This is a genomic window from Achromobacter pulmonis, assembly GCF_021733725.1.
GTDB classification, from domain to species: domain Bacteria; phylum Pseudomonadota; class Gammaproteobacteria; order Burkholderiales; family Burkholderiaceae_B; genus Achromobacter; species Achromobacter pulmonis.
Map to the genome: position 1 here is coordinate 5,218,625 of NZ_JAIFOT010000001.1, position 24,861 is coordinate 5,243,485.

Below are 24,861 nucleotides of genomic sequence, written 5' to 3' on the forward strand. Positions count from 1 at the left end.
CCGTCCGCGCCGCCCTCGCTCCAGGGGGCAAAACGCTTGCTGGTCATATTCGGGATTTGTAATAATGGCCCACCTCGCGCGCCCCGGCGCGCGAGCGGGAACCAACGGCTCGGCGTGCGTTCCAACCGGCGCATCGCATCCCCTAAACCACCATAAGAGAAATCCACCATGATCAAATCCGACGACACCGGCAAGCTGATCCTGCGCCTGACCCTCGGCATTCTGATTCTGCTCCATGGCCTGTTCAAGATCAGCGGCGGCGGCGTTGGCGGCATCGCCGGCATGCTGTCCTCGCACGGCCTGCCCGGCTTTCTGGCCTACGGCGTCTACATCGGCGAGATCATCGCGCCGGTGCTGCTGATCATCGGCGTCTACACCCGCCTGGGCGGCCTGATCATCGCCATCAACATGGTGGTCGCGATCCTGCTGGCGCACACCGGCCAGCTCGGCAGCCTGACCAACAACGGCGGCTGGGCGCTGGAACTGCAGGGCATGTTCCTGTTCACGGCCCTGGCCGTCGCCTTCATGGGCGCCGGCCGCTTCAGCCTGGCCGGCAACGGCGGTCGCTGGAACTGATTGCCCGGGCCCGTCCCCGCCCCCCTGCAAGACCGCCGCAAGGCGGTCTTTTTCATGGGCGGCGCCAGGGCGGCGGCCGGAACAATTGCTACGAACGACATCAACGGTCACGCCCGCGCAAACATCCGTCACCTGAAAGCTGTTTCGGAACCATTACAGGCCCCGAACCCGGCGCCCGAATCGTGGCCTAATCCCTACGAGCCCAGACATGGCGTGACGCACGCCCGGTGCCCGGCAGGAGATTGACCATGAAGAAGACGATTGTGCTGATGCTGGCCATGGCCAGCGCCCTCACCGGCTGTGTGGTGGTGCCGGCACGGCCGGCGTACTACCGCCCGGCGCCCGCTTATTACTATTACCCGGCGCCGCACTACTACTACCACGGTGGCTACTACCACGGCTATTGATCCGCGCCCCCGCCGCGCAAAGGAAACGCCATGAATGCGTACGCCCCGCTCGCCCGCCTGCGGCCGCTGGCCGCCGCCGCCCTGATGACGCTCTGCGCCGGCGCGGTGGCGCAGACCTACGCGCCACCGCCCGCCCCGGCCGCGCCCGCCTATGACAACGGCGATCCCGCCAACGCCAACCTGGCGCCGATCGACCGCAGCCCGCAACCGCCGCCACCCTTGCCCGTCTACGCCCAGCCGCCCGCCCCCGGCGACGGCTACATGTGGGTGCCGGGCTATTGGAGCCTGAACCGCTACGGCTTTTTCTGGGTGCCGGGCGCCTGGGTGCTGGCGCCGTATGCGGGCGCGTTGTGGACCCCGGGCTACTGGGGCTTCGTCGACGGCATCTACCGCTGGCACGCCGGCTACTGGGGACCGCACATCGGTTTCTACGGCGGCATCAACTATGGCTTCGGCTATATCGGCATCGGCTACGTCGGCGGTTACTGGAATCACGATCGCTTCTACTACAACCGCGCCGTGACCAATGTGAATGTCACGCGCGTGACCAACGTCTACAACCATACGGTGGTGGTCAACAACAACATCGACAACCGCCGCGTCAGCTATAACGGCGGCCCGGCCGGCATCCAGCGCCGCGCCGACCCGCGCGAACTTGCCGCGCGCAACGAGCCGCACCATCCGCCGACCGACATGCAGCGTGGCTTCGTGCGCACGGCCGGCGGCAACCGCGCGCAGTTCTTCGACCACAATCAGGGCCGGCCGCCGCAGGCGTTCATCGAACATGCGCCGGGGCGCGGCCAGCCGCAGGCGCGGCCGCCGCACAACGCGCCAACGGCCCAGCCGCAGATGCAACCGCAGGCGCGCCCCCACCAGGCCCCGCCCCCATCGCGGCCGCAATCAGGTCCACGCCCCGGCCCGGCCCCGGACAATCTGGCGCCCCACGCGCCGCGCGAGTCGCGCGAGCCACACGCCGCGCCCGCCAACCGGCCCGAGGCCAGGCCCCAGGGCAACCTGCAACATGGCGGCGGCCGCTCGCCCGGCCGCCAGGAACCGCAACGCGGCGGCGGCGATCGCGGCGCCCCGCATGAACGCGGCCGCGACTGATGCCGCGTCCGCCGGGCTGGATTCCGGCGGACGTCGCGGCTACAGTGGTAAGGCCTGGCCCGCGTCGATGTCCCCGCGGGCGTCGGCCCCCTGATTCACGGAGACTCCATGAAGCGCCTTGCCCCCCTGTTCCTCGCCTGCGGCCTGCTGGCCGGCCCCGCCGCCCAGGCCGCCCTCAATGTCGGCGCGCCCGCGCCCGACTTCAGCGCCCAGGCCTCGCTCGGCGGCAACGTGTTCACTTTCAAGCTGGCCGAGGCGCTCAAAAAGGGGCCGGTAGTCCTGTATTTCTATCCCGCCGCGTTTACGGCCGGCTGCACCATCGAGGCCCATGATTTCGCCGAGGCCACCGACGAATACAAATCGCTGGGGGCCACCGTCATCGGCGTCTCGGCCGACGACATCGACACCCTGAACAAATTCTCGGTCAGCGAATGCCGCAGCAAGTTCGCCGTGGCCGCCGATGGCGACGGCAAGATCATGAAGGCCTACGACGCGGTGCTGGACGCGCGCCCCGACCTCGCGCAGCGCGTGTCCTACGTGATCACCCCTGACGGCAAGATCCTGTACGAATACACCAACATGAATCCCGAGGCCCACGTCAGCAACACCATGCGCGCGCTGCGCGCCTGGAAGGCCAGCCAGAAGTAGCGGCGTTGGTCCCATGACCGGTTGAACGCGGCGCGGGCGCGGCAGGCCCGCGCCGCGAAACAATGGCAACAAGAGTTTTCCGCACCGGGCCGGCCTGCGCGCCGCCGCCGGGCCCGCCCGCGCACGGCGCCCACCCCGCCAATGCTGGCGTTACGGCCCGTCGCGGCATCGCGGCGGGCATGCCGACCCTCGCCAGGCGCCCCCCGGGGCCGCCGCGCCATGTTTCAAGCCGCGCCGCCGGCGTTGCGATGCGCGCAGGAACCAGTAGCATGCGCGCTCGACATTCCATTCAGCCCTCATTCAAGGACCGATCCATGATGCTGTCGCGCCCGCGTGTCGCCCTGTCCGCCCTTACGCTCACGCTGGCCCTGTCGGGTTGCGTGGCCCCGTCCTCCACGGCCGATTACGGCACCATGGACGACCCGCGCTACGCTCAGTTGCTGGACCTGATCGACGCGGCGTTGCAGGACAACATGGCGGTGGTGCTGGTGGCCGACCTGATGCCACACGCCACGCTGAAGGACGCCATGACCATGACCCAGTGGACCGGCAACGTGATCTGGCTGAACGCGGCCGAACCCCGCATCACCTTCGGCCGCAAGTTCCAGAACAATTCGCTGCAACGCGACAAGGACGCCACCTATCTGTTCAAGGCCTTCGAGGTGCACATCCTGCCGCCCGGCAAATACCTGCTGACCGGCGGCGACGACTATCGCCTGAACGCCCTACTGGACCAGGTCGGCGCCCAGCCCGGCCGAGCCGGCTCCGGCCGCGGCGCCAACGGCACCGCCTATCTGTCGCCGGAGCTCTACCGCGAGTTCTACAAGGAGACCAACTGGCACCCCGGCAGCACCAGCACGCAAATCAGGACGCGCAAAGTCTGCACCGCCGTGCACATGGCGTCCGGCGCCTGCGTCAGCTGGGGCGAACAGCAGTACACCGAAACCACGCCAGGCGTGCAGGCCGGTTATTACGAGGACACCACGTCGCGCGACATCCCGGCAATCAAGGTGCAGGCGCGCATCCCGCCGCGGCAAGCGCTGGCCAGCTTCACGCTCAAGGGCGGTCAATTCGTCCTGAGCCGGCGCATGCACCTGAAGACGCCCAGCTATCAGTACAAGCAATCGGCCTGCCGCGCGGTCGATCCCAAGATGATCGAATGTCCGCTCGAGAATCTGACGGTCTACACCCGTCCGGCGCCGATGGCGTTTTCGCAGAAACTGTTCGCGCAGCGCGCCAATCTCAGCGACCAGCACCGCGCCTTGCTGGCGCGCCTGGAGCCGATGCAGATCACGCCGCTGGGCCACCAGGGCATGGAGGATCCGATCTGGGGCGTGCCGCTGTCGTTGCGCAAGGGCAAATAGCGGCCTGACCCGCTAGTTGAACGGCCACACCGTCGGATGCGTGCCCGGCGGGCTCGATGGCCGCGTCCAGCGCGCTGGCGTCAGCGAGAACTGCGCCGCGTGGCGCAGCGCCACCAGCTCGCCGAAACCCGACGGTTCGGTTTCCAGCAGCCCGGCGAAGCCAGGCATCGGACAGGTCAGGCCGCCATCGACGCGGCCCAGCGACCGCAGCCAATGCGCGGTCCGCGCCAACGACACCCGCACATGCCAGCTGCCGCCCTCGGTGGCCTGGCGCGCCAGCGCCACTTGCGCGCCAAACGCCATCAGGTAACCCGAAGCGTGATCCAGGATCTGCATCGGCAACGGTTTGGGCGCATCCTGGCCGGCGGCCTCGGCTTCGGCGTGGTTGAAGCCGGCGGCGGTCTGCACCAGCGAATCGAAGCCCCGGCGGTTGGCCCAGGGGCCGGTGGCGCCATAGGCCGACAGCGACACATACACGATGCCGGGCCGCAGGCGCGCCGCGTCCTGCGGCCCGAAGCCCAGCGCGGCCATGCCGCCGGGCCGGTAGCCCTGCACGAACACATGCGCGCTGCGCAGCAGATTGGCCAGCGCGATACGGCCATCGGCGGTGTCCAGGTCGGCCTGCACCGACAGCTTGCCGCGGCTGGTGTCGATCAGGTTGGCGATGTTCGGCAGATGCGGCGAATTCACCAGCATCACGTCGGCGCCGTAGGCGGCCAGCGCCCGGCCGCAGACCGGGCCGGCGATGATGCGGGTCAGGTCGAGCACGCGGATGTCCTTGAGCGGACGCGCATCGTGCCCGTACTTGGGCAAGGGCCGCGGATCGGCCTCGCCGATGCGCTCGATCGTCAGCAGCGGTTGCGCCGCGACCGCCTGACCTTGCGGGTGGCGGTCCCATTCATCGAAACTGCGCATGGCGGCCACCACCATGCCGGCATCGGCCGCCACCTGCTCGAAATCCGCCGCCCGCCAGCGCGCCAGCGCCTGCTCGACCGCCGCGCGGGTGGCGCCGTCGCCGGTGGGACAGCCCAGCAACGCCAGGGCGCCGTCACGATGATGCGGAAAATTGGCGTGGATGCGTACCCAGCCGCCATCCCCGCAACGATAGGCGCCGGTGATCGGATCGCGCGGATCGGGCGCCACGCCGTTGATGGTGAAATGGCTGCGGCATTCCTGCGCGGCATGCAGCATGTCGACGCCGACCTGTTGGCGCTCGCCACCGCGCAGATGCCAGATCTCCGCCGCCGCCAGCGCCGCGGCCGCCATGCTGGCCTGCGCCGCCGTGCCCACCGCGAACGATGAAGGCAGCACCGGATCCGCGCCGGTCAACACCACGTGCTCAAGCGCCTCGTCCGGCAGTTCGAGCGAGCGCCACAACTGTTGCAAAACGTCGCGCGGCGTCTTGGCGGCGGAGGGGCGTCCTTTGAGGAAGGACGGGCGCAGATCCATCAGATGTCCCATGGTTTTCGTCTTTTTTGTCTGTTGAATGAATTACATGGCGGCCCGGACAACCCCGTCAATACGGGGAAAGCGCCAGCGTGTTTCATGGTTTGACCGTCCGGGGCGATCCACGCGCCGGCTTTGGCTGCGGGACGCCCGGTCCGTGCCCCGATCGGCCGCGTCCGGGCCGGTCACATCTACTCGTAGTTTTTACAAGGTGTGCGCAGTGGCGGCGCGCCTGCCGACCGGGGCGCGCCCGCGGGCGCGATGCGGCGGCATCCTGGCCGTGCCGGCCCGCGCGCTAGAATGCCAGCCTTGCCGCGCCCCTTGCCCTCCGGACTCCCGCATGCATACCCTGACCTGGCTGCGCACCGACCTGCGCCTGCACGACAACCCCGCCCTGGCGGCCGCGGCCGCGCAAGGCCATGTCACCGCCCTGTTCATCGCGGCGCCCGGCCAGTGGCGCCAGCATGGCGAGGCCCCGGCCAAGGTGGATTTCTGGCTGCGCAACCTGCACACGCTGTCGCGCGATCTGGCCCGGCTCGGCATTCCGCTGAAACTGCTGACCGTGGACACCTGGGCGCAGGTGCCCGACGCGCTGCTGCGCTTCTGCGCCGAACACGGCATTACGGCAGTCCACGCCAATACCGAATGGGCTGTCAACGAGCGGCGCCGCGACGACGCAGTGGCGTGCCGCCTGGCCGCGGCCGGCATCGACTGGACGCTGCACCATGGCGCCTCGCTGCTGCGTCCCGGCACGGTGGTAACCGGCAAGGGCGATTGCTACCGTGTCTACACCCCATACGCGCGCGCCTGCCGCGAACGCCTGCGCAGCGCGCCACTGCGCGCGATCCCGGCGCCCCGGGCGCAGACGCCGCCGGCCTGGAGCGCGGACCCCCTGCCCGAGGCTTTCGAGGGCCATGCGCCCGCCAGCGATGCCATCCGCGCCCTGTGGCCGGCCGGTGAAGCCGCCGCCCGCGACCGGCTCGATGCCTTCACCGACGGCGTCATCGACGCCTACCGCGACGAGCGCGACTTCCCCAGCCTGCCCGCCACCAGTTGCCTGTCGCCCTATCTGGCGGCCGGCGTGCTGTCGCCCGGCCAGGCGCTGCGCGCGGCGCTGGCGGCCAACCACGGCGAACTGGAAAGCGGCAAGGCGGGCGTGGCCACCTGGATCAACGAACTGCTGTGGCGCGAGTTTTACCAGCACCTGCTGGCCGCCTGCCCGGCCCTGTCGATGCATCAGCCCATGAAGCCCGAGACCGCCGCGGTGCCGTGGCGCGATGCGCCCGACGACCTGCGCGCGTGGCGGCAAGGCCGCACCGGCATTCCCATCGTCGATGCCGCCATGCGGCAACTGCTGGCGCTGGGCTGGATGCACAACCGGCTGCGCATGGTCACCGCCATGTTCCTGTCCAAGAACCTGCTGATCGACTGGCGCCTGGGCGAGGCCTGGTTCATGGCGCACCTGGTCGACGGCGACCTGGCGGCCAACAACGGCGGCTGGCAATGGAGCGCCTCCACCGGCGCCGACTCGGTGCCCTACTTCCGCGTCTTCAACCCGCTGTCGCAATCGCGCAAGTTCGATCCGCGCGGCGCGTTCCTGCGCGAATGGCTGCCCGAGCTGGCGCATCTGGACGACAGCGCTATCCACGATCCCAGTCCGATGGAACGGGCGGCGGCCGGCTACCCCGCGCCCATCGTCGACCTGCCGCAGAGCCGGCTGCGCGCGCTGGAAGCCTTCGGCAATCTGCCCAAGGCCTGAACGCCAACCAAAATCGTCCATCACATCACGACTGACCGCCGGGGCAGTCGTATATGTTTCGTATAATTTCAGAACATTTTGATATATATCAACCCGGCAATATCGTCCGTCCCCGATGATCCGGCAGCAACACGCCCCCCGCCCATCACAGGACGAATGACGCATGCGCAACAACCAGCCGGTCTACGACAAGGAATACACGCTACACGACGAGCAGTACCTGATCTCGCGCACCGACGCCCGCGGCCGCATCATCTACGCCAATCCCGCGTTCGTCGAGGTCAGCGGCTTCACGCGCGAGGAACTGGTGGGCGCGGCCCACAACATCGTGCGCCACCCCGACATGCCCGAGGCCGCCTTCGAGGATCTCTGGCACACCATCCAGCGCGGCGAATCCTGGACCGGCGTGGTCAAGAACCGCCGCAAGGATGGGGGCTATTACTGGGTGCTGGCCAACGTCACGCCCATCATCGAACGCGGCGAGACCGTCTGTTATGCCTCGGTGCGGGTCAAACCGAGCCGCGCCCAGATCGAGGCCGCCGACGCCGCCTACCGCCGCTTGCGCGACGGCAGCGCGCGCGGCTTCAAGCTCAGCCGCGGCCAGGTCAAGCCCACCGGCCTGCGCGGCGTACTGGCCTGCCTGAAACTGTGGCGCCTGACCGGGGTGCGTTCGCGCATGCTGGCCTGGGCCATGCTGGCCTCCAGCCTGTTCCTGGGCGCGGCCGGCGTAGCGCTGTACGGCATGCTCGACCGCATGAGCACCGAAGAGATCGCCCTGGCCGGCGCCATGCTGGCCACGGGCGTGATCCTGATCTTCGCCTCCGGCTGGGGCTTTGCGCGCTCGATCACCGGCCTGCTGGTCACCGCCACCGACTTCACCCGCCAGATCGCCGCCGGCAATCTCAGCACCCCCCTGCCGCCGGCCAGCATCCGCGACGAGATCGGCGCGTTGAAATTTTCGCTGGAAGTAATGCGCAAGAGCCTGGTCAGCATCACCCGCGACGTTCACAACGGCATCGAAAGCGCGCTGACCTCGGCCGCCGAGATCGCCGATGGCAACGCCGACCTCTCGGCCCACACCCAGCACCAGGCGGCATCGCTGGAGGAAGCCGCGGCCAGCATGGAACAGCTCGCGTCCACGGTGAAGCAGACCGCTACCAATGCCCACGGCGCCGACCAGATGGCCAGCCAGGCATCCGACGTGGCCCGGCGCGGCGGCGAAGTGGTCGACGACGCGGTGCGGGCGATGCAGGGCATCGTGCAAAGCACCGCGCGCATCAGCGAGATCGTCGGCATCATCGATGGCATTGCCTTCCAGACCAATATCCTGGCGCTGAACGCGGCGGTGGAAGCGGCGCGCGCCGGCGAGGCCGGCAAGGGTTTCGCGGTGGTGGCCACAGAAGTGCGCAGCCTGGCGCAGAAAAGCGCCACCGCCGCGCGCGAGATCAAGGAATTGATCGAGGCCTCGAACCACCGGGTCGAGGACGGCGTGCGCCATGTCGAGCGCGCTGGCGAGGCCATGCTCGACATCGTCGGCTCGGTGCAACAGGTGACCCAGATCGTCAACGAGATCGCCGCCACATCCAACGAACAGCACGCCGGCATCGACAACGTCAGCCGCACCATCTCGGAAACCGACAGCGCCGCGCAGCGCAACGCGGCGCGGGTCGAGCAGGCCAGCCGCGCGGTCGACAACCTGCGCACGCGCGGCGCGCAGCTGCGCCACGCCATCGAGGTGTTCCGCATCGCCGGCGCCCAGACCGTGCTGCCCAAGCGCGCCGCGGCGCCAGCGGCGGCGGCCTTGCTACCCACGTCGCGGCCGGCGCAGCCGTTGCTGGAACGTCGCGCCCAGTGATGCGCGGCGCGCGGGCTCAAGCCGCCGCGGCGGCCGCCTGGATCGCCGCAAGCTGGCCCGCCAGGCCCGCGCGCGCGGCGGCAAAGCGGCCGTCCAGCGCGGCCGTCCCGACGGTGAAGCCGGCCGCACCCGCGCGGCAGGCCGCCTGGATGCGGGCCGGCGTATCGAGCGAGCCAGCCACGATCACCGGCCGCGCCACGCCGCACACCTCCCGCATCAGCGCCGGCACATCCACATCGGCGCGATAGGCCAGCAGATCCAGGCCGTGCACGCCGGGCTTGGCGGCCAGCTGCCGCGCGCTGTGCGCGATCTGTTCGCGCGTGCCGCCCAGGATGCTGGGATGGCCGTGGACGCGTCCCGGAAACGGGTAATAGCGGATGCTCGAGCCGGCCAGCAGCGCCAGCGCGTCATCCACGTGCGTGCCGCCCAGCAGGCAGTCCACATCGAGTTCCAGCGCGGCGCGCACCGATGCCAGTTCGCTCTCGCGGTCCTGCGAGACCACTTCCAGGTAGCAGCGCGCGCCCGCCGCGTGGATGGCGCGCCGCAGGCGCCCCAGCACGGCCAGCGGCTGGCCGATGTCCTTGAAGCCGAGGTGGCGCACGCCGCTGGCCAGCGCGATGTCCAGGCAGGCATCGGCCGCATCGATGGTGCGGTCGTTGCGGGTCAGCATGAAAATGAAGTCGGCGGGCATGCGGGTCGCGCCAGGAGCAATGGGTTCGATCATAGTCGGGACGCTTACACGCGATGGCCGGACGCTGCGGCGTCCGGCGGGTTGGCGGCCAGCCGCAAGGCATGGTCGATGGCGGTCTGCAGGCTGGCGGGATCGGCGATGCCCTGGCCGGCGATGTCGAACGCCGTGCCGTGGTCGGGGCTGGTGCGGACAAAGGGCAGGCCGAGCGTGATGTTCACGCCCTGCTCCAGCCCCAGGTACTTGACCGGGATCAGGCCCTGATCGTGGTACTGCGCCACCACCACGTCGAAGCGGCCGTGGCGCGCCTGCATGAATACCGTGTCGCCCGGCCACGGGCCGCTGGCATCGATGCCTTCCAGGCGCGCGGCGGCAATGGCCGGGGCGATGATGCGTTGTTCCTCGTCGCCGAACAGGCCGCCTTCGCCGGCATGCGGGTTCAGCCCGGCCACCGCCACTCGCGGCGCGGCGGCGCCCAGCGCGCGGCCGCCCTGGTGCGCCAGCCGGATCGCGGACAGCTGCGCGTCGAAATCGGCGCGCTCGATAGCCTGGCGCAGCGAGCAATGGATGGTGACCAGCACGGTGGCGATGGCCCCATTGGCCAGCATCATCGCCACGCGCCCGGCGCCGCCACGTTCGGCCAGAATCTCGGTGTGGCCGGGGTAAGGCACGCCGGCCGCGGCCAGCGCTTCCTTGTGCACGGGCGCCGTGACCAGGCCGGCCACGCGGCCCTGGCGCGCCAGGTCGATGGCCAGGCAGATGGCCTGGTATGCCGCTCGGCCGGCGGCCGCATCGATCCGCCCGAATGGCGGTGGCGCGGGCATGCGCGACGATGGCAGCAGGCGGATCTCGCCGCTCTGCGCTGCGGTCCGCGCCCCGGCCACGTCGTCCACCACCCGCATGCGGTGGGCCGCGCCCAGCGGCGCCAGCACGCGCGCCATCACGCCGGCATCGCCGACGACAACGCAGCAGTGCGCGTAGCGCGCCTGCAGCAAGGTCCGGGCGACGATTTCCGGCCCGATGCCGGCGGGGTCGCCCATGGTGATGGCCAGGGGCAAGGCGGGCGCGGGCAGGTCGGCCCGCGCGGTCACAGGGTTCATCGGCACAGCAGTCTCCAGGCGGCATCGCGCAATGCGCCAGGCCCGCCAAAGCCGCCCGCCTTCATGGCGATCGACAGGGGCCGGCCGGCGCACACGGCGGTCCCGGCGGGAAAGCCGGGCGCCAGTTCACAGGTCAAGGTAAAGGTGTCGATGGCCAGCGCGTCGAGCAGCGCGGCCAGCGTGTCGCCGCCAGTGGCGACCAAGCCGTCGAAGCGATGCCGCGCCATGGCGCGCCTGGCCTGCGCCACCAGCGCCGCCAGCACCGCGGCCGGTTCGGCTTGCGGCGAGCGCTGTGCGCGCAGGCAGGCCAGCGTGTCTTCGCCCGCGATCTCGTCGGCCCGGGTCGCCAGGCGCGCGCCGGCCGCCCGCAAGGCCTCGCACTGCGCCTGGCTGGCCGGGTTGGCGCTGCCGGCCACGACCAGCACGCGCGCCGCGCGACGCGTCACGGCGCAAGCCCGCTGGGCCGCGCCCGCGTCCACGCATTGCGCCGCCAATGCCCGCGCCAGGCCGGGCGATCCGGCCCACAGGCATGCGCTCCCCTGCTGCCAAAGCTGCGCCACCCGCGCATCCAGCGCCCGTTGCGAACCGGCGTCCAGCACCAACACACGCGCGGCGGCGATCGCCGCGCGCAGTTGCATCGCGCTGGCGTCCTCAGGGATGACGCAGGCCGGCCCGATGTCCGGGTCGATCAGGTCGAGCAGGCGCGCGCTGCGCGCCGGATGCACCGGATCGGCGCCATAGGGACTGGCATCAACCGGCACGCCATGAACGTACTGGATCCCCTCGCGCGTCACCCGTCCCGCGTCGGCAAAGGCCGGCGCCACTACCAGCAGCAGCCGGCCGCTGGCACGCATGGCCGCCGCCAGCTCCGTCCGCACATGGCCCCTGAGCGTCGAATCCATGGTCTTGTACAGGATGCCGCGCGCCGCCAGCGCCCGGGTGGCCTGCGCCGCAACGCGGCCAGCCTGCGCTTCGGTGCGGGCCCGGCTGCCGGTGTCGACGGACAGCACGGCGTGCGCCAGGTCGTCCGGCAGGCCGCGGTGGACCCGCACCGGGCCCGAGCCACGCAGGAACGGTGCGGCGCCATCGGCGGCGCTAGTAAGGTCGTCGGCGACGATGCCGATGGCTCGGCGAAGGTTTGTCGGTGAGTTCATATTGGTGATTAAAATTCATCTCAATCACCTGGAAAATCGATCATTTTTGACGATTATTCGTGATAAAAAATCACTAATGAAACCAACCCGCCGCCCTTCACTGAATGACCTGCGCGCCTTCGAGGCGGTGGCCCGCCTGGGCTCGATGCGCGCGGCCGCCGACGAGCTGGCGCTGACCCATGGCGCGGTCAGCCGGCGCGTGGCCAAACTGGCCGACGACCTGGGCCTGCCCCTGGTGGAACCGGCTGGCCGCGGCTTGCGCGTCACCGCCGGCGGCCAGTTGCTGGCCTCGACCATGCAGCGCGCGTTGGCGCTGATCCATGACACCATCGACACCTTGCAGACGCGCGATGCGCAGCGGCCGCTGGTGCTGTCCTGCGAACGTTCTGTGGCTATGCGCTGGCTGATTCCGCGCCTGTCGGCATTTCAGGACCGGCATCCGGAGATCGAACTGCACCTGTCGGTGGGTGGCGGCCCGCTGGACTTCGCCCGCGACCAGGCCACGCTGGCGCTGCGGCGCCTGGACTTCCCGGTGCATCCCGACTGGATCATCACGCCCCTGATGGCGGAAAACATGGGTCCGGTCATGGCCCCTTCGCTGTTGCCCGCCTTCCTGGCCGGTGATTTCGTGGCGCTGTCCTCGCGCACCCGGCCACGCGCCTGGGACGATTGGCTGGCCCAGGCGCCGGGACGCCCTGCTCCGCGCGCCAGGCGCAGCCTGGATCATCATTTCCTGATGGTGGAAGCGGCCGCCGCCGGCCTGGGGGTGGCGCTCAGTCCGCGCATTCTGGCGCTGGACGACCTGCGCAGTGGCCGCCTGGTGGCGCCGCTGGATTTCGCGCCTGACGGTTCCGGCTACGCGCTGATCGAATCGCGCGCCACGCCAGCAGGCGCGGCGCCCGCGCTGGCGGCTTTGAAGCAATGGCTGGTCGACGCCGCGGCCGACGCCTGAGCGGCGCCCTGCCGGGCCGACCGGCGAGTCATGGCGCGACGGCCGCGTCCTTGTCCAGGCGCTTCATGAACACCCGCAGTTCCTTTTCCACCTGCTTGTCGCCGCGCGCCTGCGCGGCCTCCAGGCCAGCCTGCCAGGCCTGGCGCGCGCCGGCCTTGTCGCCGCGCCCCAGGCAGGCCTTGCCCAGCCATTTCCAGGCCACCGAGTAAGCCGGATCGAAGGCGAGCGAAGCACGCAAGTGCGTTTCGGCGTCGTCGTAGCACGCCTGCTCGGCGTAGGCCTTGCCCAGCGAAAATCGCAACAACATGTTGTCGGTGCCCTTGGCCAACATGCTTTCCAGACGATCGATCATTTCCCGCATGGCCGGCCTCCTTTGCGCCGATTGCGCTGACTGCGATGGCACATGATAGGCCTCGGCCCGCGCATCCGCGGCAATGGCCCCGCGCCGCGCAGGGAAAGCAGCGGCGCATCGCACAAGCATCGGTTTCCTTGCGTTTCAAGCGGCGTCGCGACGGGAATGGCGGTGCGACTATCTTGTCACACGAGCAGGATGTCCGCGGGGCCGTTCGACCCGCCGCCGATCCTGACCGCCTGCTGCCGGCAGGCCCCGTCCGTCAACCAGAAAAGTATCCGCTCGATGCCGTCCTTGCGCTCCTTGCTGCGCCGTCTGGCGCCCCTGCTGCTGCCGTTGGCGGCCCTGGCGTTGTCCGCGCCGCTGCGGGCCGGCCCGGCCGCGCCCGGGCCGGCGCTCCACCCGGCGGTCTGGGATCGCCAGGCCGAGACGCGCGCGCTCGACGCCGCGCTGCTCAACCGCATCACCTGGGGCGCCACCCCTGCCGAACTGGCGCGCATACGTGAACTGGGTCCGCAGCGCTACCTGCAGGCGCAACTGCATCCCGACCCGAACGCGCGCCTGCCCGCCGCCGTGCAGCAGCGCATCGACGCGCTGTCGATCTCGCGCCAGAGCGCCGAAGACGCACACGCCGCGCAGCGCAAGCTGCGCCAGGATGCCCGCGGTGCCGCCCCTGGCCCGAAACAGCAGGCCCAGCGCGACGCCCGCGCCATTTCGCGCCAGCGCGCCGACGACACCGCCACCCGCGCCTTCTACCGCGCGTTGTACTCGCCCAACCAGTTGCAGGAGCAGATGACCTGGTTCTGGATGAACCACTTCAACGTCTACGCCGCCAAGAACGACGTCGGCACCTACATCGACCAGTACGAGGAACGCGCCATCCGCCCGCACGCGCTCGGCAAGTTCCGCGACCTGCTGGCGGCCACGCTGCGTTCGCCGGCGATGCTGGTGTACCTGGACAACACCCAGAACGCCGCCGGCCGCATCAATGAAAACTACGCGCGCGAGCTGATGGAGCTGCATACGCTGGGCGTCAAGGGCGGCTACACGCAGGCCGACGTGCAGGAGCTGGCGCGCATCCTCACCGGCCTGGGCGTGCACAACCCGGCAGGGCCGCCCAAGGTCAGGCCGGCGCTGCGCGGCCAGGTGGCGCAGGACGGCCTGTTCCTGTTCAACCCGGCACGCCACGACTACGGCGACAAGCGGTTCCTGGGGCACACCATCCACGGCGCCGGCCTGGCCGAGGTGGACGAAGCGGTGAACCTGCTGGCGCGCCATCCCGCCACCGCACGCTTCATCAGCGCCAAGCTGGCCGCGTACTTCATGGGCGATGCGCCGCCGGCCGCGGTGGTCGACCGGATGGCCAGGACCTTCCTGGCCAGCGATGGCGACATCGCCGCCACCTTGCAGACCCTCTACGCCTCGCCCGAATTCACGCAGTCGCTCAAGACCGGCGTGTTCAAGGACCCGGTGCATTACGTGTACTCGGCCCTGCGCCTGGCCTACGCCGACCTGCCGCCCATCGCCAACCCCAGGCCGGGGCTGGCCATGCTGCGGCAATTGGGCCAGCCACTGAACCAGCGCCAGACACCCGACGGCTACCCGCTGGCGCAATCGGACTGGGCCGGTTCCGGCCAGATGACCGCGCGTTTCGAAGTGGCGCGCGCCATCGCCGCCGCGCCGCAGGCGTTTTTCCGCGAGGGCGGCGACAAGGGGCCGGTGGAACTGCCGCGCATCCCCGACCTGCTGCGCGAGCACGCTGGCGACGGCCTGTTCGCGCGCCTGTCGCCCACCACCCGCGACACCATCGCCCAGGCGCGCAACGCCAGGGACGCCAACACCTATCTGCTGGCCTCGCCCGAATTCATGCGGCGCTGAGCCGCTTGGGAGATACCTCATGCATCGCCGCCGCATCCTGCAACTCATGGCCACGGCCCCGCTCGTCTTCGGCGCCGGCCGCCTGTATGCCGCGCCGGCCGCGGCCAACAACAAGCTGCTGGTCGTCTTCATGCGCGGCGCCTACGATGCCGCCAGCCTGCTGGTGCCGGTCAACAGCGACTTCTATTACGAGTCGCGCCCCAGCATCGCCATCGCCAGGCCCGGCAGCGGCGCCGGCGCCGCCCTGCCCCTGGCCGACGGCTGGGCCCTGCACCCGGCGCTGGCCGACAGCCTGCTGCCGTTCTACCAGAAGCGCCAACTGGCCTTCGTGCCGTTCGCCGGCACCGACGACACCAGCCGCAGCCACTTCGAAACCCAGAACCGCATCGAACTCGGCCAGGGCGCGGCCAAGGACGGGAACGGCGACTTCCGCTCGGGTTTCCTGAACCGCCTGGCCGCCGCGCTTGGCGGCCCGGATGAACAGGCGGCGGCCTTCACCGCCGACGTGCCGCAAATCTTCCGCGGCGGCGCCCGCGTGCCCAACATCGACCTGGGCGGCGCCGCGCGCAAGTCGCGGCTTTCGGATGCCGACAACCGCGCCATCGCCGCCATGTACCAGCACACCGACCTGGGCGCCTCGGTGGCCGAGGGCCAGCGCATCATGGGCGCCACGCGCGCCGAGCTCGACGCGGAAATGGAAGCGGCCAGCGGCAACGCCGTGTCGGCCGGCAAGCTCGAACAGGAGGCGCGCCGCATCGGCCGCTTCATGCGCGACCGCTACAACCTCGGCTTCGTCGACGTCGGCGGCTGGGACACACACGTCGGCCAGGGGGGCGCCAGCGGCATGCTGGCCAACCGGCTCGGCCAATTGGGACGGGCGCTGGCCGGCTACGCCGAGGCCATGGGCCCGGCCTGGCGGCAGGCCACGGTGGTCGTCATCAGCGAGTTCGGCCGCACCTTCCGCGAAAACGGCAACAAGGGCACCGACCACGGCCATGGCACGGTCTACTGGGTGATGGGCGGCCACGTGCGCGGCGGCCGCATCGCCGGCCGTCAGGTCCAGGTGCGGCGCGACACCCTGTTCCAGGACCGCGACTACCCGGTGCTCAACGAGTACCGCGCGCTGTTCGCCGGCCTGTTCGCGCGTCTCTATGGCCTGGACCACCCCCGCCTGGCGCAAGTGTTCCCGGGCACCACGCCGCTGGACCTGAAACTGGTCTGAACACGGACTACGGGTATACCCTTATCGGCAACAGGGATTTGCAGCGGCGCGCGCGGGCCGCTGCTCTAAAATTCGTGCTCCCTTCCCTGTCGCCGCGTCCCGAGCGCCGGCCCCCTCCCCGGTTTTCCATGCCCCTGCATCTCATCGCGCTGGCCGCCGCCGCCTTCGGCATCGGCACCAGCGAATTCGTCATCATGGGCCTGTTGCCCAACGTCGCCGCCGACCTCGGCGTCAGCATCGACATCGCCGGCCTGCTGATCACCGGCTACGCCATGGGCGTGGTGATCGGCGCGCCGATCATGGCCATCCTCACCGCGCGCCTGCCGCGCAAGGCCACGCTGATCGGCCTGGCCAGCACCTTCGTGCTGGGCAATCTGCTCTGTGCGCTGGCGCCCAGCTACGGCACGCTGATGGCCGCGCGCGTCTTCACCGCCTTCTGCCATGGCGCCTTCTTCGGCATCGGCGCGGTGGTGGCGGCCGACCTGGTGCCGCGCCACCAGCGCTCCAGCGCCATCGCGCTGATGTTCACCGGGCTGACGCTGGCCAATGTGCTGGGCGTGCCGCTGGGCACCGCGCTGGGCCAGGCGGCCGGCTGGCGCTCGACCTTCTGGGTGGTCAGCGCCATCGGCCTGGCCGCGGTGGCGGCGCTGACGGCCTGGCTGCCCGGCCGCATTCCCATGCAACCCGGCAACATCCTGCGCGAGTTCCGCGTGCTGCGCGACGTGCGGGTGCTGTGGCCGCTGCTGGCCAGCGTGCTGGCCTCGGCCGCGCTGTTCTGCGTGCTGACCTATATCGCGCCGATCCTGCGCGACATCACCGGCGTCTCCGAGCGCGGCGTGACCGGCGTGCTGCTGCTGTTCGGCGTCGCGCTCACCGTCGGCAGCACGCTCGGCGGCAAGCTGGGCGACCGCAATCTGGAAGTGTCGCTGCGCCGCATCTTCCTGGGCCTGCTGCTGGTGTTCCTGGCGCTCAGCCAGGCCATCCACGCCCTGGCGCCGATGCTGGTGATGACCTTCATCTGGGGCATGCTCGGCTTTGCCGTGGTGCCGCTGCTGCAGACGCTGATCGTGGATCAGGCGGCCGAGGCGCCCAACCTGGCCTCCACGCTGAACCAGGGCGCCTTCAACCTGGGCAACGCCGGCGGCGCCTGGCTCGGCAGCCTGGCGCTGGGCCACGGCCTGCCGCTGACCGACCTGCCGTGGATGTCGGCCGCCATCACCGCGGCCGTATTGCTGCTGACCCTGTGGGGCACGCGCTACTATGGACGGCACGCCGGGATGGCGCAGCCGCCGCACCCCGGCGCGCTGGCATCGTCCCGTTCCGACGCCTGATCCCAAGGAGCCCGCATGACCACGATCTACGATTTTTCGGCCCGCGACATCCACGGCGCCGATCAGCCGCTGGCCGCCTACCGCGGCCGGGTGCTGCTGGTAGTGAACGTGGCCTCGAAATGCGGCTTCACGCCGCAATACTCGGGCCTGGAGGAGCTGTACCGGAGCCTGCGTGACGACGGCCTGACGGTGCTGGGCTTTCCGTGCGACCAGTTCGGCCACCAGGAGCCGGGCAACGAAGCCGAGATCCTCGATTTCTGCGCCACGCAGTACGACGTCACTTTTCCGCTGTTCGCCAAGATCGACGTCAACGGCGCCAACGCCGACCCGCTGTACCGGTGGCTCAAGGGCGAGAAGCCCGGCGTCTTCGGTACCGAGGGCATCAAGTGGAACTTCACCAAGTTCCTGGTGGGCCGCGACGGCCAGGTGATCAAGCGCTACGCGCCCACCGACACCCCGGCCGGCCTGAAGGACGATATCGTCCGCGCCCTGGCGGCGAGCGCCGCCTGAATCGCTGCGGCCCGGCGCAAGGCTTGCGCCGGGCCATCGCAGAACACGTCGCCCAGCCGCTGCGCACTCGCCCGGTGCCGCACGCCCTCCCCGCGCGCCGCTCAGCGCAGCGGCGGCAGGCGGCGGCGCACCGTGTGCGCCTTGACGATGGCGGTATTGGTCTCGGCGAACTCGGTCACGCGTTCCAGGATGCCGTCCAGGTGCGTGATCGAGCGCAACACCACGCGCGCGATGAAACAGTCATCGCCGGTGACCTTGTCGCATTCGACGAATTCAGGAATTTCCTGGATCAGCCCTTCGACCCGCCGCAACTGCCCTGGCAGCGGCCGGATGCGCACGATCGCCTCCAGCGTGTAGCCCAGCGCCACGGGGTCGACGTCCAGCGTGTAGGCGCGGATCACGCCCGATTCCTCCAGCCGCCGCAGGCGGTCGGCCACGCTCGGCGCGGACATGCCGACCTGGCGCGCCAGGTCGGCGGTGGTGGTGCGCGCATTGGCCGTCAGCATCTCCACCAGACGGCGGTCGATGCCGTCCAAGACCGGACTTTCATTCTTTAGGTCATTTTGCATAAATTCCACCTGAACGAAGGCTCAGCGACGAAACTGCCGCAGCAACATCATATAGCCGGCCCGATTGGCCTGGGATAATTTCCCCATCGAATCGCGGACCGCACGGTCCCCTGGAGCCTTCCATGTCCCCCTCATCCGATCGCGTTGGCCTGGCCCAGATGGCCGCCGCCATGACCCTCTCCGGCACCCTGGGCGTGTTCGTCCTGGAATCCGGCCAGAGCGCCTGGAACGTGGTGTTCTTCCGCTGCGTCTTCGGCGCCCTGTCGCTGTTGCTGTACTGCTGGGCGCGCGGCCTGCTCAAGCCCGGCCTGTTCACGGCCCGCAGCTTGGCGCTGGCGCTGGCCGCCGGCGCCGCGCTGGTGCTGAACTGGGTGCTGCTGTTTTCGGCCTACCGGCTGGCGTCGATCTCGCTGGCCACCGCCGTCTACAACGTGCAGCCCTTCTTCCTCATTGGCTTGGGCGCGCTGTTCCTGGGCGAACGTCCCACGCGCGGCAAGCTGGCGTGGTCGGTGCTCGCCTTCGCCGGCCTGCTGCTGGTGCTCAAGCTCAGCAGCGACCACGGCGGCGGCGCCTACCTGTCGGGCCTGCTGCTGGGACTGGGCGCGGCGGCGCTGTATGGCGTCACCGCCGTCATCGTCAAGCGCCTGAAAGGCATCCCGCCGCAGGTGCTGGCACTGGTGCAGGTGACGCTGGGCGCGCTGATGCTGCTGCCGATGGCCGACTTCCAGGCGCTGCCCGCCGCCCCGCTGCAATGGGGCTGCCTGGTGGCGCTGGGCCTGGTGCACACCTGCCTGATGTACATCCTGATGTACTCGGCGATCCAGAAACTGCCGACCACCTCGACCGCGGCCCTCAGCTTCATCTACCCGGCCGTGGCGATCCTGCTGGACCTGCTGGTGTATGGCCATCGCATGGACGCCACCCAGGTGCTGGGCGTGGCCATGATCTTCCTGGCGGCCGCCGGCGTCAGCCTGAACTGGCAGTGGCGCCTGCGTGGCGGCGCGCGGCCCGGCGCGGCCTGACCCGGGCGCGCGCCAAACCCGCACCGCGCCCCCGGTTATTCGACCCCGCGCCCGGCGCGCCGCTATCATGGCCGTTCCGATCCGCCGGCAACGGTCGGCGGCGCCAAGACGCAAAGGACTCCCCATGATCGATCTCTATTACTGGACCACCCCCAACGGCCACAAGATCACGATCTTCCTGGAAGAAGCCGGGCTGCCTTACCAGGTCCACCCGGTCAACATCAGCAAGGGCGACCAGTTCAAACCCGACTTCCTGGCAATCGCGCCCAACAACCGCATACCCGCCATTGTCGACCAGCAACCGGCCGACGGCGGCGCGCCGCTGTCGCTGTTCGAGTCCGGCGCCATCCTGCAATACCTGGCCGAGAAGACCGGCCGCTTCCTGCCCGCCGACCTGCGCGGCCGCGCCGAAGTCTCACAATGGCTGTTCTGGCAGATGGGTGGCCTGGGCCCCATGGCCGGCCAGAACCACCACTTCTCTGGCTACGCGCCCGAACGCATCCCCTACGCCATCGAGCGCTACGTCAAGGAAACCAACCGCCTCTACGGCGTGCTGAACAAGCGCCTGGCCGACCGCGAATTCGTTGCCGGCGACTACTCCATCGCCGACATGGCCGCCTACCCCTGGATCGTGCCGCACGCCAAGCAGGGCCAGGATCTGAACGACTTCCCGCACCTGAAGCGCTGGTTCGACGCCATCGCCACCCGACCCGCCGTGCAGCGCGCCTACGCGCTGGCCGACCAGGTCAACACCGCCCCGTCGGTCGGCGACGAGGAATCGCGCCGCATCCTGTTCGGCCAGACGGCGCAGAACGTGCGCTGAGCGAGGCCACCATGACCGATTCCCCACTGCGGTTCCGCCGCGCGCGCGCGGCCGACCTGCCCGAAATCGTGGCCATGCTGGCCGACGACGAACTCGGCGCCAAGCGCGAAGATCCGTCGATTCCGCTCAACCCCCGCTACACTGCGGCTTTTGCCGCCATCGAGCAGGATCCGAACCAGTACTTCGCGGTGGTCGAACGCGACGCGCGCCTGATCGGCTGTTTGCAGTTATCGTTCATACCCGGCCTGTCGCGGCTGGGCCAATGGCGCGGACAGATCGAGAGCGTGCGCATCGCCTCGTCGGCGCGCGGCCAGGGCCTGGGGCGCGCCATGTTCGAGTGGGCCATCGAGCAATGCCGGGCGCAGGGATGCGCCCTGGTGCAGCTGACCACCGACCGCGCCCGGCCCGATGCCCGCCGCTTCTACGAAAGCCTGGGTTTCGTGGCCAGCCATGACGGCATGAAACTGAGCCTGTAGCGCCGTTCGCGGCGCCAGGCCCGATACACAAGGAGCGCCCATGCACGGCGAATACAAAGTCCCCGGCGGCAAGCTGGTGGTGGCGGACCTGGACGTCCGCGACGGCCGCCTGGCCGATGTCCGCATCAGCGGCGATTTCTTCCTGGAACCGCCCGAGGCCCTGGAAGCCATCAACCGCGGCCTGAACGGCCTGCCCGCCGACGCCGGCGAGCTGGAACTGGCGCTGGCGGTGCAATCGGCCCTGCCGGCCAACACCGAAATGTTCGGCTTCTCGGCCGAAGCCGTGGCGGTGGTGCTGCGAAGGGCGCTGGCATGACGCGCACCGACTGGAACGACTACGACTGGCAACTGATCCACGAAGCGCCGCAGCGGCCCGCGCTGCACATGGCGCTGGATGCCGTCATCACCGACGAAGTCGGCGCCGGCACGCGCCCGCCCACCCTGCGCATCTGGGAATGGTCGGCGCCCGCGGTCGTGATCGGCCGCTTCCAATCGCTCAGGAATGAAGTCGACCCCGACGGCGCCCAGCGCCACGGCATCGAGGTGGTGCGCCGCGTCAGCGGTGGCGGCGCCATGTTCATCGAACCCGGCAACAGCATCACCTATTCGCTGAGCGCGCCGCAGGCGCTGGTGCACGGCATGAGCTTCCAGGAAAGCTATGCCTTCCTGGACGCCTGGGTGCTGCAGGCGCTGCAGGGCCTGGGCATCAAGGCCTGGTACCAGCCGCTCAACGACATCGCCTCGGACATCGGCAAGATCGGCGGCGCCGCCCAGGCCCGCCGCGCCGGCGCGGTGCTGCACCACGTCACCATGTCCTACGACATCGACGCCGATAAAATGGTGGAAGTCTTGCGCATCGGGCGCGAGAAACTGTCGGACAAGGGCACCACCAGCGCCAAGAAGCGCGTCGACCCGCTGCGCACCCAGACCGGGCTGGCGCGCGAGGTCATCATCCAGCGCATGGTGGACACCTTCGCCAGCCTGCACCGGTTGACGCCCGGCCAGGTGGGCGCGGCCACGCTGGCCCAGGCCGAAGCCCAGGCCGCCGAAAAATTCTCCACGCCCGAATGGACCGCGGCCGTACCCTGAGGCGCCGCGGGTTGAAGTTGGATGGCCGCGCCCGCGGGCGCGGCCGGGTTTTCTGGAGGTAGTTCAATGCGTCTTCCCCGCCCCCCGCGCGGCCTTTGCGCCGCGGGTCTGGGAGCCGTCCTGCTGGCCCTGGCCGGCTGCGGCAGTTCGCCCCCCGCCAATATCACGCTGGACACCCCGGCGGCCGGCACCGCCACGCCCGAGACCATCGGCGACCTGGCCACCGAACGCATCAAGTGGGCCGCCAGCAAGCCCGGCTGCAAGGGTGACTGCCCGCGCGTCGAGATCGACAGCGTGGCCTTTCCCGGCATCCCGAAGCTGAGCGCGCTGGTCGACCACGTGCTGGCCTACATGACCGGCACCGACGCCAACCGCCGCGGTCCCTACCAGACGCTGTCGGAATACACCCAGTATTTCTGGTCCACCGCGCGCCCGCGCGACGCCACCTATTTCAAGGCCAGCGTCAAGGACACGGTCGGCGACATCGTCTCGATCGAGCTGCACACCGAACAATTCCTGACCGGCGCGGCGCATGGCATTCCCGCCACCCAATACCTGAACTGGGAGCGCAGCCGCGGCCGCGTCATGGCGCTGGACGAAGCCCTGATTCCGGGGCGCCGCGCCGAGTACGTCGCGGCCCTGCGGCAGGCCCACGCTAAGTGGCTGGCCGACAACGCCGACGCCAGGCGCGACCCGGCCGCCTACAACAAGATGTGGCCGTTTCAGGAAAGCGACAACTTCGCCCTCACGCGCGACGGCATCGTGGTCAAGTACGACGCCTACTCGATCGCGCCGTACTCCTATGGCGAACCCGAACTGAGCATTCCCTACGCGGACCTGCGCGGCATCCTCAAGCCGGAACTGCTGCCCCGATCCTAGGGCGTCGCCCAAATGGAAACCGCCCCTGTCGGGGCGGTCTGTCTGTCTTCCTCACGCTCCTGCAGCGCGCCGGGCCCTCGCCCGGCGCCCGCAGGCCTTACGGATACAGGCCGCGCACCTGGCGGGCCTGCAGGATGCGCGTGCAAGCGACGATGAACGCGGCGGTGCGCAGCGTCACCTTGTGCTCCTTGGCCACCTGGGCGATCGAGCCGTAGGCTTCGCGCATGATGCGCTCCAGGCGCTGGTTGATCTCGTCCTCGCTCCAGAAGAAGCTGGAGAAGTCCTGCACCCACTCGAAGTACGACACCGTCACGCCGCCGGCGTTGGCCAGCACGTCCGGCACCACGTAGACGCCGTGTTCGGCCAGGATGTCGTCCGCTTCCGGCGTGGTCGGGCCGTTGGCGCCCTCCACGACGATCTTGGCGCGCACCTTGGCGGCGTTGTCGGCGGTGATCTGGCTTTCCAGGGCCGCCGGGATCAGGAATTCGGTTTCGAGCGTCCAGAACTCGTCCTTGTCCAGCGCCTGGCCGCCGGAAAAGCCGCCCACGCCGCCATGCTGCGACACATGCGACAGCAGCTTGTGGACGTCCAGGCCGGCGGGGTTGTGCACGGTGCCGGTGTGGTCCTGCGCCGCAATGACCTTGGCGCCGGCTTCATGGAACAGGCGGGCAGCCGTGCCGCCCACGTTGCCGAAGCCCTGCACCACCACGCGCGCCTTGGACACGTCGATGTTCAGGTCGCGCGCAGCTTCGCAACCGACCACGAACACGCCGCGGCCGGTGGCCTCGACGCGGCCCAGGCTGCCGCCCAGGGCGATCGGCTTGCCGGTCACGACGCCGGTGGCGGTCGAGCCTTCGTTCATGGAGTACGTGTCCATCATCCAGGCCATGGTCTGGGCGTTGGTGTTCACGTCGGGGGCGGGAATGTCCTTGGACGGGCCGATGATGACGCCGATTTCCGAGGTGTAGCGGCGCGTCATGCGCTCGATCTCGGATTGCGACAGCTTGCGCGGGTCGACCCGGATGCCGCCCTTGGCGCCGCCGTACGGCAGGTTGACCGCGGCGTTCTTGACCGACATCCAGGCGGCCAGCGCCATCACTTCCGACAGCGTCACGTCCTGGTGGAAACGCACACCGCCCTTGCCCGGACCGCGCGACGTATTGTGCTGCACGCGATAACCCTCGAAATGGGCCACGCTGCCATTGTCCAACTCGATCGGCACATCCACGATCAGCGAGCGCTTGGGGCGCTTCAGGGTCTCGACCCAGCGCGCCAGCGAACCGAGGTACGGCGTGACCCGGTCGACTTGTTGCAGGTAATTACCCCAGGGGCCGAGATCGTCGGCATTCAGATAAGACGGCAAGGCATGGGTGGGAGTTTGAGACATGAACATGCTCTCCTGACAAAGTTGCGCCATTTTATCCACAACCTAAACGTGTCCCCATATTTTATAAAAATATTTTTATTGGTGACGCATTAATGGCATCCGATTCGCGCCTGGCGCCCGGCCTGCCGGAACGCTGCGTCTATCCTAGTCCTCCCAACCGGCAGCGTCCACCCTGCCGCCGGCGCCGGCACGCGCCCATGAAAAAACCCGCCCCATGCCGGTTGCAGGCATGCGGGCGGGCCGGGTATCACGGCCAGGCAGGTCGCG

Annotated in this window: 25 protein-coding genes; 18 read left to right on the top strand and 7 right to left on the bottom strand. The window is 69.5% G+C overall.

The genetic code is table 11. The features are described 5' to 3' along the window. Nucleotides 1-168 precede the first annotated feature (168 nt). From K2W61_RS24010 to K2W61_RS24030, 5 genes are all read left to right on the top strand, one after another. Nucleotides 169-576, top strand: coding sequence for a DoxX family protein (locus K2W61_RS24010; protein ID WP_175140052.1), 408 nt, complete (start codon nucleotides 169-171; stop codon nucleotides 574-576). Between the two features lie 248 nt (nucleotides 577-824). After that, nucleotides 825-983: a hypothetical protein gene (locus K2W61_RS24015; RefSeq protein WP_175140053.1), complete on the top strand. Its 159-nt coding sequence runs from the start codon at nucleotides 825-827 to the stop codon at nucleotides 981-983. 30 nt (nucleotides 984-1,013) lie between these two features. Then, complete coding sequence (locus tag K2W61_RS24020) at nucleotides 1,014-2,090, top strand: adenylate cyclase (RefSeq protein ID WP_236756725.1); 1,077 nt, start codon at nucleotides 1,014-1,016, stop codon at nucleotides 2,088-2,090. Between the two features lie 108 nt (nucleotides 2,091-2,198). Further along, nucleotides 2,199-2,738, top strand: a complete 540-nt coding sequence (locus K2W61_RS24025) for a peroxiredoxin (RefSeq protein WP_175135671.1) — start codon at nucleotides 2,199-2,201, stop codon at nucleotides 2,736-2,738. 314 nt (nucleotides 2,739-3,052) lie between these two features. Continuing rightward, a complete protein-coding gene (locus K2W61_RS24030; RefSeq protein WP_236756726.1) occupies nucleotides 3,053-4,102 on the top strand; it encodes a hypothetical protein in 1,050 nt (349 codons plus the stop codon). Nucleotides 4,103-4,114: 12 nt separating this feature from the next. Here K2W61_RS24030 and K2W61_RS24035 read toward each other — a convergent pair whose 3' ends face one another. Beyond that, nucleotides 4,115-5,563, bottom strand: a complete 1,449-nt coding sequence (locus K2W61_RS24035; protein ID WP_175135673.1) for a CoA transferase — start codon at nucleotides 5,561-5,563, stop codon at nucleotides 4,115-4,117. 325 nt (nucleotides 5,564-5,888) lie between these two features. On the opposite strand from K2W61_RS24035, the gene phrB reads away from it, so the two are divergent. Then, on the top strand, nucleotides 5,889-7,307 hold the full coding sequence (gene phrB / locus K2W61_RS24040) for a deoxyribodipyrimidine photo-lyase (RefSeq protein WP_236756727.1): 1,419 nt from the start codon (nucleotides 5,889-5,891) through the stop codon (nucleotides 7,305-7,307). Nucleotides 7,308-7,470: 163 nt separating this feature from the next. Continuing rightward, nucleotides 7,471-9,162, top strand: coding sequence for a methyl-accepting chemotaxis protein (locus tag K2W61_RS24045; RefSeq protein ID WP_175140056.1), 1,692 nt, complete (start codon nucleotides 7,471-7,473; stop codon nucleotides 9,160-9,162). Between the two features lie 16 nt (nucleotides 9,163-9,178). On the opposite strand, the gene K2W61_RS24050 is transcribed toward K2W61_RS24045, so the two are convergent. From K2W61_RS24050 to K2W61_RS24060, 3 genes are read right to left on the bottom strand one after another with little or no spacing between them, the layout of a single operon-like run. Then, a complete protein-coding gene (locus K2W61_RS24050) occupies nucleotides 9,179-9,886 on the bottom strand; it encodes a 4-hydroxythreonine-4-phosphate dehydrogenase (RefSeq protein ID WP_217483954.1) in 708 nt (235 codons plus the stop codon). An 11-nt stretch (nucleotides 9,887-9,897) separates the two neighbouring features. Continuing rightward, the gene (pdxA, locus tag K2W61_RS24055) at nucleotides 9,898-10,950 is read right to left on the bottom strand and encodes a 4-hydroxythreonine-4-phosphate dehydrogenase PdxA (RefSeq protein WP_236756728.1); all 1,053 of its coding nucleotides are present in this window, start codon (nucleotides 10,948-10,950) and stop codon (nucleotides 9,898-9,900) included. Further along, nucleotides 10,947-12,104 carry a four-carbon acid sugar kinase family protein gene (locus K2W61_RS24060; RefSeq protein ID WP_236756729.1) on the bottom strand — a complete coding sequence of 386 codons (1,158 nt, stop codon included), beginning with the start codon at nucleotides 12,102-12,104 and terminating at the stop codon, nucleotides 10,947-10,949. The genes pdxA and K2W61_RS24060 overlap by 4 nt, the downstream gene beginning before the upstream one ends. A 76-nt stretch (nucleotides 12,105-12,180) precedes the next feature. Between K2W61_RS24060 and K2W61_RS24065 the strand changes: the two genes are divergently transcribed. Continuing rightward, on the top strand, nucleotides 12,181-13,056 hold the full coding sequence (locus K2W61_RS24065) for a LysR substrate-binding domain-containing protein (protein ID WP_175135136.1): 876 nt from the start codon (nucleotides 12,181-12,183) through the stop codon (nucleotides 13,054-13,056). Between the two features lie 28 nt (nucleotides 13,057-13,084). Here the strand turns inward: K2W61_RS24065 and K2W61_RS24070 are convergent, their stop codons facing one another. After that, nucleotides 13,085-13,417 carry a hypothetical protein gene (locus K2W61_RS24070; RefSeq protein ID WP_175140059.1) on the bottom strand — a complete coding sequence of 111 codons (333 nt, stop codon included), beginning with the start codon at nucleotides 13,415-13,417 and terminating at the stop codon, nucleotides 13,085-13,087. Between the two features lie 276 nt (nucleotides 13,418-13,693). Between K2W61_RS24070 and K2W61_RS24075 the strand changes: the two genes are divergently transcribed. The 4 genes from K2W61_RS24075 to K2W61_RS24090 all read left to right on the top strand — a co-directional run bounded on the left by K2W61_RS24075 (nucleotide 13,694) and on the right by K2W61_RS24090 (nucleotide 18,349). Further along, the gene (locus tag K2W61_RS24075) at nucleotides 13,694-15,286 is read left to right on the top strand and encodes a DUF1800 domain-containing protein (protein ID WP_236757075.1); all 1,593 of its coding nucleotides are present in this window, start codon (nucleotides 13,694-13,696) and stop codon (nucleotides 15,284-15,286) included. 19 nt (nucleotides 15,287-15,305) lie between these two features. Then, on the top strand, nucleotides 15,306-16,508 hold the full coding sequence (locus K2W61_RS24080; RefSeq protein ID WP_175140060.1) for a DUF1501 domain-containing protein: 1,203 nt from the start codon (nucleotides 15,306-15,308) through the stop codon (nucleotides 16,506-16,508). Between the two features lie 128 nt (nucleotides 16,509-16,636). Next, nucleotides 16,637-17,839 (top strand): MFS transporter, encoded by a 1,203-nt coding sequence (locus K2W61_RS24085; protein WP_236756730.1) that lies wholly within the window; start codon nucleotides 16,637-16,639, stop codon nucleotides 17,837-17,839. 15 nt (nucleotides 17,840-17,854) lie between these two features. Continuing rightward, complete coding sequence (locus tag K2W61_RS24090; protein WP_175135132.1) at nucleotides 17,855-18,349, top strand: glutathione peroxidase; 495 nt, start codon at nucleotides 17,855-17,857, stop codon at nucleotides 18,347-18,349. A 101-nt stretch (nucleotides 18,350-18,450) separates the two neighbouring features. Here the strand turns inward: K2W61_RS24090 and K2W61_RS24095 are convergent, their stop codons facing one another. Then, nucleotides 18,451-18,918, bottom strand: coding sequence for an Lrp/AsnC family transcriptional regulator (locus K2W61_RS24095; protein ID WP_054504305.1), 468 nt, complete (start codon nucleotides 18,916-18,918; stop codon nucleotides 18,451-18,453). A 122-nt stretch (nucleotides 18,919-19,040) separates the two neighbouring features. Here K2W61_RS24095 and K2W61_RS24100 point away from each other — a divergent pair, with 122 nt between their 5' ends. The 6 genes from K2W61_RS24100 (at nucleotide 19,041) to K2W61_RS24125 (ending at nucleotide 23,207) form a co-directional block, all read left to right on the top strand. After that, nucleotides 19,041-19,940 (top strand): DMT family transporter, encoded by a 900-nt coding sequence (locus tag K2W61_RS24100; protein ID WP_175140062.1) that lies wholly within the window; start codon nucleotides 19,041-19,043, stop codon nucleotides 19,938-19,940. A gap of 124 nt (nucleotides 19,941-20,064) precedes the next feature. After that, nucleotides 20,065-20,763 (top strand): glutathione S-transferase N-terminal domain-containing protein, encoded by a 699-nt coding sequence (locus K2W61_RS24105; protein WP_236756731.1) that lies wholly within the window; start codon nucleotides 20,065-20,067, stop codon nucleotides 20,761-20,763. A gap of 11 nt (nucleotides 20,764-20,774) precedes the next feature. After that, nucleotides 20,775-21,239 carry a GNAT family N-acetyltransferase gene (locus tag K2W61_RS24110; RefSeq protein ID WP_175135129.1) on the top strand — a complete coding sequence of 155 codons (465 nt, stop codon included), beginning with the start codon at nucleotides 20,775-20,777 and terminating at the stop codon, nucleotides 21,237-21,239. A 40-nt stretch (nucleotides 21,240-21,279) separates the two neighbouring features. Then, nucleotides 21,280-21,555, top strand: a complete 276-nt coding sequence (locus tag K2W61_RS24115; RefSeq protein WP_175135128.1) for a lipoate-protein ligase small subunit — start codon at nucleotides 21,280-21,282, stop codon at nucleotides 21,553-21,555. Continuing rightward, nucleotides 21,552-22,328 carry a lipoate--protein ligase family protein gene (locus tag K2W61_RS24120; protein ID WP_175135127.1) on the top strand — a complete coding sequence of 259 codons (777 nt, stop codon included), beginning with the start codon at nucleotides 21,552-21,554 and terminating at the stop codon, nucleotides 22,326-22,328. Before K2W61_RS24115 ends, K2W61_RS24120 begins: the two co-directional genes overlap by 4 nt. Before the next feature lie 66 nt (nucleotides 22,329-22,394). Next, entirely contained in the window at nucleotides 22,395-23,207 is an 813-nt protein-coding gene (locus tag K2W61_RS24125) for an RsiV family protein (protein ID WP_236756732.1), read from the top strand. Between the two features lie 97 nt (nucleotides 23,208-23,304). Here K2W61_RS24125 and K2W61_RS24130 read toward each other — a convergent pair whose 3' ends face one another. Further along, nucleotides 23,305-24,594 (bottom strand): Glu/Leu/Phe/Val family dehydrogenase, encoded by a 1,290-nt coding sequence (locus K2W61_RS24130; RefSeq protein ID WP_175135125.1) that lies wholly within the window; start codon nucleotides 24,592-24,594, stop codon nucleotides 23,305-23,307. Between the last annotated feature and the right edge of the window lie 267 nt (nucleotides 24,595-24,861).

Excerpts from the sequence above, each read along its gene's own strand:
- K2W61_RS24095 (WP_054504305.1), bottom strand. The coding sequence starts at position 18,918 with ATGCAAAATGACCTAAAGAATGAAAGTCCGGTCTTGGACGGCATCGAC.
- K2W61_RS24100 (WP_175140062.1), top strand. The coding sequence starts at position 19,041 with ATGTCCCCCTCATCCGATCGCGTTGGCCTGGCCCAGATGGCCGCCGCC.
- K2W61_RS24070 (WP_175140059.1), bottom strand. The coding sequence starts at position 13,417 with ATGCGGGAAATGATCGATCGTCTGGAAAGCATGTTGGCCAAGGGCACC.
- K2W61_RS24045 (WP_175140056.1), top strand. The coding sequence starts at position 7,471 with ATGCGCAACAACCAGCCGGTCTACGACAAGGAATACACGCTACACGAC.
- K2W61_RS24065 (WP_175135136.1), top strand. The coding sequence starts at position 12,181 with ATGAAACCAACCCGCCGCCCTTCACTGAATGACCTGCGCGCCTTCGAG.
- K2W61_RS24120 (WP_175135127.1), top strand. The coding sequence starts at position 21,552 with ATGACGCGCACCGACTGGAACGACTACGACTGGCAACTGATCCACGAA.
- K2W61_RS24115 (WP_175135128.1), top strand. The coding sequence starts at position 21,280 with ATGCACGGCGAATACAAAGTCCCCGGCGGCAAGCTGGTGGTGGCGGAC.
- K2W61_RS24050 (WP_217483954.1), bottom strand. The coding sequence starts at position 9,886 with ATGATCGAACCCATTGCTCCTGGCGCGACCCGCATGCCCGCCGACTTC.
- K2W61_RS24105 (WP_236756731.1), top strand. The coding sequence starts at position 20,065 with ATGATCGATCTCTATTACTGGACCACCCCCAACGGCCACAAGATCACG.
- K2W61_RS24130 (WP_175135125.1), bottom strand. The coding sequence starts at position 24,594 with ATGTCTCAAACTCCCACCCATGCCTTGCCGTCTTATCTGAATGCCGAC.
- K2W61_RS24025 (WP_175135671.1), top strand. The coding sequence starts at position 2,199 with ATGAAGCGCCTTGCCCCCCTGTTCCTCGCCTGCGGCCTGCTGGCCGGC.
- K2W61_RS24010 (WP_175140052.1), top strand. The coding sequence starts at position 169 with ATGATCAAATCCGACGACACCGGCAAGCTGATCCTGCGCCTGACCCTC.
- K2W61_RS24080 (WP_175140060.1), top strand. The coding sequence starts at position 15,306 with ATGCATCGCCGCCGCATCCTGCAACTCATGGCCACGGCCCCGCTCGTC.
- phrB (WP_236756727.1), top strand. The coding sequence starts at position 5,889 with ATGCATACCCTGACCTGGCTGCGCACCGACCTGCGCCTGCACGACAAC.
- K2W61_RS24075 (WP_236757075.1), top strand. The coding sequence starts at position 13,694 with ATGCCGTCCTTGCGCTCCTTGCTGCGCCGTCTGGCGCCCCTGCTGCTG.
- K2W61_RS24110 (WP_175135129.1), top strand. The coding sequence starts at position 20,775 with ATGACCGATTCCCCACTGCGGTTCCGCCGCGCGCGCGCGGCCGACCTG.
- K2W61_RS24035 (WP_175135673.1), bottom strand. The coding sequence starts at position 5,563 with ATGGGACATCTGATGGATCTGCGCCCGTCCTTCCTCAAAGGACGCCCC.
- K2W61_RS24085 (WP_236756730.1), top strand. The coding sequence starts at position 16,637 with ATGCCCCTGCATCTCATCGCGCTGGCCGCCGCCGCCTTCGGCATCGGC.
- K2W61_RS24090 (WP_175135132.1), top strand. The coding sequence starts at position 17,855 with ATGACCACGATCTACGATTTTTCGGCCCGCGACATCCACGGCGCCGAT.
- K2W61_RS24060 (WP_236756729.1), bottom strand. The coding sequence starts at position 12,104 with ATGAACTCACCGACAAACCTTCGCCGAGCCATCGGCATCGTCGCCGAC.
- K2W61_RS24030 (WP_236756726.1), top strand. The coding sequence starts at position 3,053 with ATGATGCTGTCGCGCCCGCGTGTCGCCCTGTCCGCCCTTACGCTCACG.
- K2W61_RS24020 (WP_236756725.1), top strand. The coding sequence starts at position 1,014 with ATGAATGCGTACGCCCCGCTCGCCCGCCTGCGGCCGCTGGCCGCCGCC.
- K2W61_RS24125 (WP_236756732.1), top strand. The coding sequence starts at position 22,395 with ATGCGTCTTCCCCGCCCCCCGCGCGGCCTTTGCGCCGCGGGTCTGGGA.
- K2W61_RS24015 (WP_175140053.1), top strand. The coding sequence starts at position 825 with ATGAAGAAGACGATTGTGCTGATGCTGGCCATGGCCAGCGCCCTCACC.
- pdxA (WP_236756728.1), bottom strand. The coding sequence starts at position 10,950 with ATGAACCCTGTGACCGCGCGGGCCGACCTGCCCGCGCCCGCCTTGCCC.